Source organism: Halovulum sp. GXIMD14794 (genome assembly GCF_054457455.1).
On record NZ_JBTLNF010000006.1, the window covers coordinates 24,128 to 36,071 of the forward strand.

Sequence of the window (11,944 nt, forward strand, 5' to 3'; positions counted from 1 at the left end):
CAGATCAATTTCCCGAAAAGTTTGGAGGCCGCTTTTCGCGGAACGCCGCGACGCCCTCGTCGCGGTCCTCGCTGGCAGCGATGCCGGCAGCGCCCAGGGCTTCAATCATTGCCGCCAGATCTTCGCCCGCACCGGCATGGATCATGTTCTTGGTGATCTCCACGGCGCGCGGGGACAGCACGGCGGCCGCACCGGCGATCTCGCGGGCGGTCGCCAGCACGTCGTCTGAGACCTCGGCAGCGAAACCCAGCGCCAGCGCGCGATCCGAAGGGATCCGGCGGCCGAACAGCGCCATCTCCTTGATGACCGGTTCGGGCAAAAGCCGCGCCAGTCTCTGCGTACCCGACCAGCCGGGAACGATGCCAACCCGCGCCTCGGGCAGGGCCAGCGTCGCGCGCGGGGCCATCACGCGCATGTCGCAGGCCGCGGCCAGCTCCAGCCCGCCGCCCATGGCGTGACCGTTGAGCGCGGCAATCGTCGGTTTCGACAGCCGCGCCAGCGCGTCGAAGATCCGGTGGCCGTCGCGCACCCAGCGGCGCGCGAACTCGGCGGGGCTCAGGTCGCCCCAGCCGTTGATGTCCGCCCCGGTACAGAACGCCCGCTCGCCCTCGCCGGTCAGGATCACGCAACGAACCGACGCGTTCCGGTCGAGCGCCGCCAGATGGCCCTCCAGATCGGCCAGCATCTCGACCGTGAAGGCGTTCATCTTCGCGGCATTCTCGAGTCGCAGAAGCGCGACCCCACCGGTGATCTCCAAGGAAACGCGGCTCATGGCCGCCACTCCATCGGCGCTTCGGAAAGCAGGCTCAACGGCATCCGCTGCGCGTTCTCGGCGATCGTGACGCGACCCTCCGAGGCGGCGACGATGTCCCGCTCGGGGTCGATCCCGGGCATGATTTCGGTCGCGATCAAACCGGTCTCACCTAGCCGCATCACGCAGCGCTCGGTGATGTAGAGTACGTCCTGCCCCAGTTCCCGAGCCCGGCGGCCCGAGAAGGTCACATGCTCGACCTTCTCCACCATCTTGGTGAACTTGCCGGGCTTGGCGATGCTGACGCCCTGCTCGGTCAGTTCGACCTGCGCACCAGCCTCGAACCAGCCCGAGAAGACGACCTTGTGCGCCTGGCTGGTGATATCGACGAAACCACCGCAACCTGCGGTCAGGTAGGGCTTCTTCGACAGTTTCGAGACGTTGACGTTGCCCTCAATGTCGACCTCCAGGAAGGACAGGAACGACATGTCGAAACCCGCGCCCTGGAAAAAGATGAACTGCTGCGGAGAAGGCACGAAGGCGTCGGCGTTCGAGGCGCAACCGAAGGCGAAATCGGTCAGCGGCATGCCCCCCACGGCGCCCTGCTCAATGGCCCAGGTGACGGCGTCGGGATGCCCTGCCTCGAGCAGGATGCGCGGCACCACGGCCGAGATACCGAAGCCGAGGTTCGCGACCATGCCGCCCTTCAACTCCTGCGCGGCGCGGCGGGCGATCACCTTCTCGATGCCGTAATCTGGCGTAGTGAAGCTCGACCAGGGCCGCATGATCTGCCCCGATATCGCCGGATCATAGGGCGTCTCGCATGTCTGCTTCTGATCAGGGTCGATCACCACCATATCCACAAGGTGCCCGGGCACCCGCACGTCATGCGGCCGAAGCGAGCCGCGCGCCGTCACCCGCGAGACCTGCGCGATCACTATACCGCCGTGGTTTCGGACGCAGATCGCCTGCTCCAGCCCGCCGAGATAGGCGCCCTCGTGCTCGTAGGTCAGATTGCCGAACTCGTCCGCGGTGGTCGCCCGCAAGACGCAGACATCCGGGATGATATTCGGGAAATGCAGCCAGGTTTCGCCATCGAACTCGACCCGCCGTACGATCGGCTCGGCCTCTCCCTTCGGGTTCATCGCGCAGCCTTCGCGGATCGGGTCGGCGAACGTGTCGAAGCCGATTTTGGTCAGCACGCCGGGGCGGCGCGCGGCGGCCTCGCGGTGCATATCGAACATGATGCCGGAGGGGACGTTATAGGCCGCGACACGATCCTCGACGATCATCCGCCAGATCTCGGGCATCGGCAGGCTTGACGGACCAGAGGGGTACGACCCAGCCAAAACCTTGCCAAGCAGCCCGTCCTTGGCGATGTAGTCCATACCCTTCACGCCATACATGTCCCCCGCGGCGATCGGGTGCAGTGTGGTCAGATCTCGCGGATGGCCCTCGGCATCGAAGCGCTCGCCGATCGCCTTCAGGACCAGATCCGGACATCCCAGCGCCGAAGAGGACGACACCGTTACGGTCGCCCCGTCCGAGACCCGACCCGCCGCTTCGGCTGCGCTGACGACCTTGCTCATGATCCATCTCCGTAGTCGACGATCTGCCGGACGCCGGTCTGCGCCGCCTCCCGCACGGCCATGGCCACAGCCAGCGACTTCACCCCGTCCCAGCCGGACGCAGCGGGCCGACCTTCGCCCTTCACGGCGGCATAGAAATCCGCGAGCCCCTGGGTGTAGAGATCGTGGTCCGGATAGCTGACGGCTTCGCGCCCATCGGCGGTCACCAACTCGATCTCGCCGACCGGCTGCTGTGTCATCACGCCATTCGCGAAGATCGATCCCTCGGTGCCATGCACCTCCAGCCCGCTGCCCGCGTAGGGATGCGTGAAGCTCTCATGGCTCATGACCATGGCGCCCGAGGGCATCGCCCAGACCGACATCGCGCTGTCCTCGACGCCCTGCCCCATGCCCGAGGCCACCATTTGCGCAACGACCGACACCGGATCCTCGCCGAGCAGGAAACGCGTCACGTCTACGTCATGCACGGTGATATCGGGGATCACCCCACCGCCAGCGCTCGCATCGTTGATCCGCCACCCCTGAAGATTCTCCGGCAGGTGCACCGCGTGGAAGATTCGAAGCGAAAGCACCTTGCCGATCCGCCCCGCAGTGATCAGAGCACGCATCGCGCGATGACTGCCAGAACAGCGCAGGTGGTGGTTGGTGGCGAAGACGACGCCCACAGCCTCTGCCGCTTCGACCATCGTACGGGCATCACCTAGCGTCATCGCCAACGGCTTTTCGCAAAGCACATGCCTACCCGCGGCGATCGCCGCCATCGCCTGGTCGAAGTGCTTTTCGTTCGTTGAGGAGATGTAGACCGCCTCGACTTCGGGATCGGCGAGCGCCTCTGCCAGATCTGTGCCTGAAGAGGCGATCCCGTGTCCGGCTGCGTATGTTTTGGCACGCCTTGCGGATCCGGAAACAAGCCTGATCGCCTCCCCGCCCCGCTGCGCGCGGATCGCGCTGATCACATACTGTGACGCGACCGTGCTGGCGCCGATCAAAAGCCAGTTCATCGACTCCCTCCCCGGTATTAGAACGTTCCAAGATGGTTATTGGAACGTTCTATTATTGTCAAGTGTCCGTGGATAGGTGGCCTGCAACGCGAGGGTGGCGATGTCAGTGGAACCTGATTTTCGACGGCGCCGGTGCTAAGTAGCGTCCTCGCAAGACGAAACGCGACCCGGTCAAGTACTTTAATAGGTGCTGGCAGACCTTTTCTAACCAGTCTCAGTGCTCCGCCGATAACATGTACTTACCCGGCACAAAGCGCCCGCCACTCGCCGAGACCTGCGGTTCGCTGGGCTTTGAAATTGTCTCTACTTGAGAGGCTGAGTTCCTGGTTGAAATGGTTGGAGACTGAGGCGTGGACGGCAGCGAATATCTGCAAGCTTCGCATCCGCCGGAAGCGTTGCATGGCTCGTTCTCGCCGTCGGAATGGCAGGTGGGAATTCTCAGCCCCGTTGTTTGCCCAGCGCCCCGTTTCCTGGCGATGGGCAGAACCGATTTCCTTCAAAGCGGAGCCGCAGGACCGAAGCCTGTCGGTCACGATGACCTCAGGACGCCCATGCTTGCGCAATGCCTTTCTTAGGAATTTCAGCGCTGCTTTCTTGTCGCGGGTCTTGGTGACAAAGCTTTCCAGCGCCTCGCCTTCGTGATCAACAGCGCACCAAAGGTAGTATCGCTCGCCATCTATCTTCACGAACATCTCGTCCAGGTGCCACCGCCAACGGCTCGACTTCAAACCCTCGATCCTCCGCTTCCGGATCTCGGCCGCGTACATCGGTCCATAGCGATACCACCAATAGCGCACCGTATCGTGGCTGACATCGATACCGCGCTCACGCAGCAGATGCCGCGAGAAGCCCGCTTCGACCAGCCCGTCGTAGCTGCGGAAGCCGTCGGTGCTGATCTCGGCAGAGAGCTCGACGCGGCCCTCGACGATAGCCTGAAGCGTTGTTTTCGAACAGTTTTTCACGATCTGGCAGTGGACACGGCCGCCGCGTTCGAGAATGCCGAAGACCGGCGTCTTTCTCGCCGCGCCGCGACCCGGCTGGCCGCGCTGGCGGGAGGGACCGACATAGCTCTCGTCGATCTCGACCTATCCCTGGAACGGACAATCGGCCTCGGCCATATGTCAATCCCGGAGCAAAATGGGTCAGTGAACCGGTGGAATAGTCCTCAACGGCTGGGGTCTGCGTGGCGCCTTGGCGCGTGCGCTCCACGATAGCTGGCGCGCGTCGAGGCGCACTGGCCGAAGGCCAGTCCGAAGTGATGCGGTTGGATGTCTGGATCAGGCTTTCGCCTTGCGGCTCTCGCGGAGACGGAACCTCTCGCTTTTCATTTCGAGGATATGGACGTGGTGGGTCAGGCGGTCGAGGATGGCGCCGGTGAGACGCTCGGATCCGAAGACCTCTGTCCATTCGTCGAAGGGCAGGTTCGAGGTGATGACGATCGAGCCGCGCTCGTATCGCTGTGAGATGATCTCGAACAGCAGTTCGGCCCCCGTCTTTGACAGCGGCACGAAGCCCAGCTCATCAATGATCAGCGGGTCTTGGCTGGCGATGGTTTTCTGGAGACGCTGCACACGACGCTCATCGACGGCTTCGACGAGTTCGTGGACCAGCGCCGCGGCAGTTGTGAACCGAACTTTCAGGCCCTTCTGACAGGCGGCCAGCCCGAGGCCCAAGGCAATGTGAGCCTTGCCGGTACCGCTCGGCCCCAAGGCGATGACGTTCTCGCGCCGATCGGCGAACTCGCACCGCGCAAGTTCCATGGTCAGGGCCTTGTTGAGCGACGGGATCGCCGGGAAGTCGAAGCTTTCCAGGCTTTTGGTGGCGGGGAACTTCGCGGCGTTCTGTGCATTCAAATGGTCCCTCGGACCATTTGATCCGCTGGCGCGGACCAGCTTGAACTGCGCCGCTCGATCATCCGCCGTTCCCGCTCGATCAGTTCCAGTTCGCAGAGCCGCAGCAGGTACTGGACATAATCTTTGCCTTCGGCTGCGCATTGCCGGGCCAGCTTGGCGTTTTCGCTGTTGAAGGTCGGCAGACGGAGCTCTTTGAGATGGTGCTGGAGCAGCACCTGCGGCATGTCATTCATCTCGCCATCCCGGACATCAGGCTCATGTAGCTGGCCGGATTCGTGGTCTCGACCCGGGCGCGCGGCAGGTAGGGGTAGATGTCGAGATCGAGCCGCGGCGGGCGCCGTTCGACCCGGCACAGGACCAGATGCTTGACCGCATCGTAGCCGATCGCTCCGAGATCCAGCGCCTGACACACCGCGCCGTGAACATGCTCCATCTCGAAGGTCTCCAGCAGCCGCAGGACCTGCACCCTCGCCATTGTCCTCGGACTAATGGCGGACAAAGGCTCGATCCCGCTTGCCCCTCTTACCCATCCGCGCCTCCGGCAGCCGATGCAGGGTGGCGAAGGCGTCCGGCAGATCCCAACCCTGCAAAGGGGCGGCCTAGTCGAGAGCCCCGACCTTCTGCTCCAGCAGTGGCAGGAAGTGCATCGGATCGAAGACCATGTCGGCCTTCTCATAGGATCTGCGGTGCCGCGCGATCACCTCGGCATTGCAGCCGATAACGACCTCGTGGACATATCCGCGAACTTGGACCTCGTGATGAGCATAAGCCACCGGCACCGAGTAATCGTTGTTGCGGTAGCGGCCCATCGAGATCGAGGTGGCCCGGGGGCTGACCTTCTCGCAGGCACCGTAAGGCACGGCCGGCAACTCCATCAGCGCGTCGAGGTCCCGCATCAGGCGCTCCCCGATCGGCTCGCTGTGGCCGCACACGATGTCGTCCTGGCGCTTCAGGCACTGCTCTTCCAGCCAGGCGTTCAGCGCCTTGAAGCTTTCGAACCGAGGGGCCGGCACGAGGAAATTCCGCCGGCCATAGCCGATCACACCCTCCACGTTGCCCTTGTCGTTCCCCTTGCCCGGACGGCCGAACCTGTCTTCGAACAGGTAATGCGACTGCAACTCGGCGAAGATTCTGGTCCGGTCGCGTTTGCCGTCGCCGCAGATCTTCGCCACTGCGATCGTGGTGTTGTCATAGAGGATCGACAACGGCACACCGCCAAAGAACGCGAAGGCGGTATTGTGCCCGTCGCAAAACGCCTCGGTCGTCTCGGCAGGGTAGGCCCTGATGAAGAACGCGTCCGAGTGCGGCAACGCCAGCGCGAAAAAGTGCAGCTTGCACTCGACGCCGCCGATCACTCCAAGTGCCTCACCGAAATCCACTTGGGCGTGACCCGGAGAGTGAGACAAGGGCACGAACACCTCGCGCGACCGCCGCTTCTTCTCCCGGACATAGTCCGTCACGATGGTGATGCCGCCGGTGAACCCGTGCTCGTCCCGGAGCCGCTCATGGATCCGCTTGGCAGTATGGCATTGCTTCTTCAGCCGACCTTTGTCGTCATCCAGGATCTGGTCGATGATGGGAATGAAAGGATCAAGCTTGGGCCGCACCGGTGGCTTCGAGCGCCGATAGCCCGGCGGCACTGAATGCTTCAGGATCTTCGCGACAGTTTTGCGGTCGATCCCGAACACCCGCGCCGCTTCACTCTTGCTCATTCCGTCGACATGGCACGCACGCCGGACCCGGTTGTACAGCTCCACAGAATACATCTCCCCGCCCTCAGCTCGTTCGCCTCGGGCTCAAGATGCGGACTTTTGCTCCGCGACGGTCAGATCATCCAACCGTTTCCGCTGTCCATTTTGTCTCCGCGATTCACATCGCAACCATTGATCCGCGAGCAAACTTGTTCCTAGGAGCTTCATGATGCGTGCAGCCTTGCGCTGGCTGTTCGGGCGGTCGACCCTTCACATCTAGAATGACAATATTCGCAAGGATATATGGCTTCCGCCGTACGGACCAGGGCGCGATAGCTGGCATCGTCCGCGGTCGATGTGAGTGCGGGGCGTGAACGCACTATTTGCCAGGCACAATGCCGGAGCCGAGAACTCTGCGGTCATCGCTTCGCTGACCGAGACCGAATATTCCGCAGCCTATGCGATGACCGAGTTCACGAGTTTGTTTCTCGCAACGCTGAGCGGATACTGAAACCGCAGACAGGTGGCCTGTCTTGTAAACGCCTGGGAACAAGCTTAGTACCTAATCCCGCCAACGATTGGAGATGACCTCGCCATGAACCTTTCTCTCGCCGCCTTCGCCCTTTCGGTATCGCTGCGAGAAGTCATGTCCCATGCCTGCATCCATTTCCATTACCGGCCTGTCCTCGATCACAGCTGACGGCACGCCACTATTCTCAGACCTCGATCTTGTCTTCGGTCGTGAGCGGACCGGCCTCGTCGGGCGCAACGGTTCTGGCAAGAGTACGCTTCTGCGCCTGATCTCGGGGCAATTGCGCCCTTGCAGCGGCCGGATCCAGGTGATCGGGTCGGTAGCCATGATGCAGCAGGACGCGATGGCGCGCCCCGATGACACCATTGCCGACCTCTTCAACGTGCGAAGTGATCTCGCGCTGCTTGTGCGGGCCGAGGCGGGGCAAGCCACCGAGGATGACCTCGCCGCCGCCGACTGGACGCTTTCGGCACGTATCGAAGCCGCGCTTGGCCGATGCGGGCTGTCGGTCGATCTGCAGACCCCGCTCGCCTCGCTGTCAGGGGGACAGCGCAGCCGGGCGGCGCTTGCCGCGATGCTACTGGCCGCCCCCGACTTCATGTTGTTGGACGAGCCGACAAACAACCTGGACCGGGAAGGACGGAGCATCGTACTCGACCTTCTCAGCGGTTGGACGGGCGGCGCAATCATCGCCAGCCACGACCGCGAGCTTCTGGAAGGTATGGATGCTATCGTCGAACTCACGAGGCTTGGCGCGGCCAGCTACGGTGGCGGCTACTCCGCCTATAGGCAGCGCAAGGATACGGAACTCGAGGCCGTGCTGCGCGACCTCGCGCATGCCGAAAAGACCGTCAGCGAGGTCGCGCAGCGGGCGCAGATGGCGGCTGAGCGCAAGGCGCGCAAGGACGGCGCCGGACACCGGGCCAGGTCTAGGGGCGATCAGCCCAAGTCGATGCTGGACTTCGCCAAGGGACGGGCCGAAACGTCGGGTGGCAGCGGTACCCGTCTTCGCGAAGCAAGACGTGAGGAAGCCGCGGGCGAGCTGACCGCCGCGCGCGAAAAAGTCGAGGTGTTGCAGCCGTTGCGCATGGATCTCGCGCCGACGGACCTGCCGTCCGGCAAGACTATCTTGCGGCTGGAGAACGTGACCGGCGGGCATGATCCTGAACGCCCCGTGATCCGGAACTTTTCGCTTACAGTCGTCGGGCCCGAGCGGATCGTCCTGTCGGGTCCCAACGGCAGCGGGAAGACGACGCTTCTGGATATGGTCTCCGGGCGGCTTACTCCTGAAGCCGGCGAGGTCCAGCTTTCGACCACATTCTCGCTGCTGGATCAGCATGTCGGGGTTCTCGATCCCGCTCAGACCTTGCGAGAGAACTACCTGACGCTGAACCCTGCGGCCAACACCCACGATGCGCACACGGCCCTGGCGCGGTTCGGCTTCCGCGCCGGGGATGCCCTGCGAACAGTGGGTGGTCTCAGTGGCGGCGAGCGCCTGCGTGGTGGTCTCGCATGCATTCTTGGCGGGACGCCACCGCCGATGTTGCTGATCTTGGACGAGCCGACCAATCACCTCGACCTGGACGGTATCGCGGCCCTGGAAGCAGCGCTGGCGGCCTATGACGGGGCCGTCCTGGCCGTCAGCCATGACCGGGCGTTCCTCAGTTCGCTCGCGCCGGACAGGGAAATCCGGTTGCCGGTGTGACAGCTAGGTGAGAGGCTTAGCGCGAATAGTCCAAATGCCAGCGTGGCCGCACCGATGTGCGACCCCGCGATCAAGCGGGCGTCTCCCCCTAGGCGGCCGCGCGTCCTTCCAGGACCGGGTCAGTCGTTCCATACGGGGAGACCCACCTGCTGCACGAAATCTAACGCGTGCATCCCGCAGGTTCGTGTGCCTGCGGGATACTCCATTTTATGTAATAACTACCGCCTAATATTAACATAAAATATTTTTTATCGGAATAGCATCTGTACGCGGGCACATTCTAAACTGGGTTGCGACAGTTCCCCTATCCTGCTGGAAAGAAAGGAGAACGGAAGTGGCTCACACAGAGCTGGAATTGCGCGAACGGCGCATGATCGAGGATATGCTGGCCGCGAACGTGCCGGTCAGCAGGATCGCTACAGAAATCGGTCGGCATCGCTCGACGATCTACCGCGAGATCAAGCGCAATTCCTATGTCGACGAAGAGCTGCCGTACTTTAACGACTACTACGGCTTGACCGCTCAGCGCTTTGCGTCGGCCAGGCGCGCCCGGCGTCGAAAGTTGATCCGGCTGCCTGAGCTGCGCACCGCAGTCGTTGACCGCCTCAAGGAAGGTTGGTCTCCCGAGCAGATCGCCGGTCGTCTCGGGTTCGAAGGCCATGCTGTCCGCGTCAGCCACGAGACGATCTACGCCCATGTCTACAGCCGCGAAGGCCAGTCTGCCGCGCTGGCGCGGTATCTGCCAAGCCGCCGCTCGAAACGCAAACCGCGCTACGCCAGACGCCCACGTGGCCTTGTTTTCCCGCGGGATCGCTCGATTCACGAGCTCCCCGAACATGTGAAGACCCGCGAGACGTTCGGCGCTTGGGAGGGCGATCTGATGATTTTCGAGAAGGCCCAGGGCAGCATGGATGTCGCCTCTCTGATCGACCGCAAGACCCGTTTCGCGGTGCTGTTACGCAACAATGATCGCAGCTCCACGCAATTCATGAACCGGCTGATGAGCGTGATGGTCACCCTGCCCCAACCGGCCCGCCACTCGATTACTTTCGACCGCAGTCTCGAGTTCCGCGAATGGCGCGAGCTGAAACCGGGCATCGGCACCGCGGCCTGGTTCTGTGACCCGCAGGCGCCGTGGCAGAAGGGCTCGGTGGAGAACCTGTACAAACGTGCCCGTCGCTACTTGCCCCGGGTCACCCAACTCGCGGCGCTCTCAGATCTCTCCATAAAGGCGATATGCGACCGCCTCAACGGAACACCCAGAAAGCGCCTCGGATGGAAACCCCCGACCGAGGCATTTCGGGAGGAGATGAGGAAGCTGAGATAGACGGTAATGTCGCAACGACCCTTGAGCCCACACCGGGTGTGCGATACCCGGCCGTCACGCAGCCGAATTGCCGGTCCCGCCTTGTTCATCTCGGCCCTGCCCATCCAGCTTCTGCTCGATCGCCGCGAGGCGGGCTAGGACCTCGTCCCGGTATGCGTCGGTTCGCTCGCCCTCTTCCTGACCATGAGCCTCCTGCATCGAGTTCACGATCAGACCGACGAGCAGGTTCACCACAGCGAAGGTCGTCACCATGATGAACGGGATGAAGAAGGCCCAGGCATATGGATAGGCGTCCATCACGGGGCGGACGATGCCCATGGACCAGCTTTCCAGCGTCATCACCTGGAACAGCGTGTAGGCAGACTCGCCGATGGAGCCGAACCAGTCGGGGAAGCTCTCGCCGAAGAGCTTCGTCGCCATCACCGCGCCGATGTAGAAGATGATCGCCATCAGAAGGAACACCGAGCCCATGCCGGGCAGCGCCGAGACCAGCCCCTCGACCACCCGCCGCAGGCTGGGCGCCGCAGAGATCACGCGCAGGACCCTGAGGACACGCAAAGCTCGCAACACGCTGAAGGATTGCGCGCCCGGCACCAGCGCGATACCGACGATGGCAAAGTCGAACAGGTTCCAGCCCGAGGCGAAGAAGCGCCGCCCATGTGCCACCAGTTTGAGCGCGATTTCGAGCACGAAGATCGAAAGGCATGCCTTGTCGAGCGCGACGATCAGCGGCCCGGCCGCGGCCATGGCCCGTGGCGAGGTCTCGAGCCCGAGCAGGACGGCATTGAACAGGATCACGCCAATGATCGCGTTCTTCACCAAGGGCTTGTCGAGCAGGGCCGCCAGGGCGTCGCGCGTCACGTCATCTCTCCATCCAGTACCGCCCCCGCATATGGGCGCAGCAAAAAACTCCCGCAAGGCTTGATATCGGATCGGCGGGTCCGTTGGCGGCGCTCAGCCGCAGTCCACCGCCGCCGAGCTGTAGCCGTTCGCGTGCACAACGCTTTCGGCGATCACCCGGCATTTGGAGACGTGCTCGATTGCGTGAAGGTTGGCCGCGTTGATATCGGGACGGTTCGACAGGCGCCGCTCCTGCCAGTTGATGTCAGGGCCAGCCTGCCAACCGTTCTTTGTCGCGAGCGGCCGGACGATCCAGCTTCTTCCGCCCATCTCGACGCGCTTCGCGCCGGGGATCGGATTGTCTGATTGCGAGCAGGCGGAGAGCCCCATGAGCATCGCGGCAAGCAACGGTAGGTGATGGCGCATGGCATCCTCGGCGAAACGAATCCGCCGGAAGCTGAATACCGAAATCCGCGCCCTGTCCAGAGGTTGCGTCGCGCCGGAGTCATCTGGAAGTTTCCATTTGTTTGGGGCGCTTGGTTGTCGGACCACAGACCCCCATCGGCGTCAGGGCCGTTAGATACAGTAGCGTACGCCCGCCGGCATTGACGCAGTGCAGCATTACCCCGAAGCTGGGGTGAAGCCGGCGACCGCC

The 11,944-nt window shown here is 63.1% G+C and carries 8 protein-coding genes and 4 pseudogenes; 3 read left to right on the top strand and 9 right to left on the bottom strand.

The window, feature by feature from the left end:
- Nucleotides 1-4: 4 nt before the first annotated feature.
- The 7 genes and pseudogenes from ACW9UR_RS14930 to istA form a co-directional block, all read right to left on the bottom strand.
- Nucleotides 5-772 carry an enoyl-CoA hydratase/isomerase family protein gene (locus ACW9UR_RS14930; RefSeq protein WP_458917822.1) on the bottom strand — a complete coding sequence of 256 codons (768 nt, stop codon included), beginning with the start codon at nucleotides 770-772 and terminating at the stop codon, nucleotides 5-7.
- Nucleotides 769-2,340, bottom strand: coding sequence for an acyl CoA:acetate/3-ketoacid CoA transferase (locus ACW9UR_RS14935; protein ID WP_458917823.1), 1,572 nt, complete (start codon nucleotides 2,338-2,340; stop codon nucleotides 769-771). The genes ACW9UR_RS14930 and ACW9UR_RS14935 overlap by 4 nt, the downstream gene beginning before the upstream one ends.
- The gene (locus tag ACW9UR_RS14940) at nucleotides 2,337-3,341 is read right to left on the bottom strand and encodes a Gfo/Idh/MocA family protein (RefSeq protein WP_458917824.1); all 1,005 of its coding nucleotides are present in this window, start codon (nucleotides 3,339-3,341) and stop codon (nucleotides 2,337-2,339) included. Before ACW9UR_RS14940 ends, ACW9UR_RS14935 begins: the two co-directional genes overlap by 4 nt.
- Before the next feature lie 239 nt (nucleotides 3,342-3,580).
- Nucleotides 3,581-4,177, bottom strand: a pseudogene (locus ACW9UR_RS14945) (IS6 family transposase); the annotation flags it as partial.
- A gap of 6 nt (nucleotides 4,178-4,183) precedes the next feature.
- Nucleotides 4,184-4,420 (bottom strand): annotated as a pseudogene (locus ACW9UR_RS14950) (transposase); the annotation flags it as partial.
- Nucleotides 4,421-4,618: 198 nt separating this feature from the next.
- A pseudogene (gene istB, locus ACW9UR_RS14955) lies at nucleotides 4,619-5,427 on the bottom strand (IS21-like element helper ATPase IstB).
- Nucleotides 5,424-6,960: pseudogene (gene istA, locus ACW9UR_RS14960) on the bottom strand (IS21 family transposase). Before istA ends, istB begins: the two co-directional pseudogenes overlap by 4 nt.
- Nucleotides 6,961-7,255: 295 nt before the next feature.
- Here istA and ACW9UR_RS14965 point away from each other — a divergent pair.
- From ACW9UR_RS14965 to ACW9UR_RS14975, 3 genes are all read left to right on the top strand, one after another.
- Nucleotides 7,256-7,396 (top strand): hypothetical protein, encoded by a 141-nt coding sequence (locus ACW9UR_RS14965; RefSeq protein WP_458917825.1) that lies wholly within the window; start codon nucleotides 7,256-7,258, stop codon nucleotides 7,394-7,396.
- A gap of 142 nt (nucleotides 7,397-7,538) precedes the next feature.
- On the top strand, nucleotides 7,539-9,122 hold the full coding sequence (locus ACW9UR_RS14970; RefSeq protein ID WP_458917827.1) for an ABC-F family ATP-binding cassette domain-containing protein: 1,584 nt from the start codon (nucleotides 7,539-7,541) through the stop codon (nucleotides 9,120-9,122).
- Nucleotides 9,123-9,456: 334 nt separating this feature from the next.
- Nucleotides 9,457-10,449: an IS30 family transposase gene (locus ACW9UR_RS14975; RefSeq protein WP_458917828.1), complete on the top strand. Its 993-nt coding sequence runs from the start codon at nucleotides 9,457-9,459 to the stop codon at nucleotides 10,447-10,449.
- 54 nt (nucleotides 10,450-10,503) lie between these two features.
- On the opposite strand, the gene ACW9UR_RS14980 is transcribed toward ACW9UR_RS14975, so the two are convergent.
- Complete coding sequence (locus tag ACW9UR_RS14980) at nucleotides 10,504-11,310, bottom strand: ion transporter (RefSeq protein ID WP_458917829.1); 807 nt, start codon at nucleotides 11,308-11,310, stop codon at nucleotides 10,504-10,506.
- A 93-nt stretch (nucleotides 11,311-11,403) separates the two neighbouring features.
- Nucleotides 11,404-11,715, bottom strand: a complete 312-nt coding sequence (locus tag ACW9UR_RS14985) for a hypothetical protein (protein WP_458917831.1) — start codon at nucleotides 11,713-11,715, stop codon at nucleotides 11,404-11,406.
- Between the last annotated feature and the right edge of the window lie 229 nt (nucleotides 11,716-11,944).

Coding starts and splice junctions, on each gene's coding strand:
- ACW9UR_RS14935 (WP_458917823.1), bottom strand. CDS start 2,340: ATGAGCAAGGTCGTCAGCGCAGCCGAAGCGGCGGGTCGGGTCTCGGAC.
- ACW9UR_RS14930 (WP_458917822.1), bottom strand. CDS start 772: ATGAGCCGCGTTTCCTTGGAGATCACCGGTGGGGTCGCGCTTCTGCGA.
- ACW9UR_RS14970 (WP_458917827.1), top strand. CDS start 7,539: ATGCCTGCATCCATTTCCATTACCGGCCTGTCCTCGATCACAGCTGAC.
- ACW9UR_RS14985 (WP_458917831.1), bottom strand. CDS start 11,715: ATGCGCCATCACCTACCGTTGCTTGCCGCGATGCTCATGGGGCTCTCC.
- ACW9UR_RS14940 (WP_458917824.1), bottom strand. CDS start 3,341: ATGAACTGGCTTTTGATCGGCGCCAGCACGGTCGCGTCACAGTATGTG.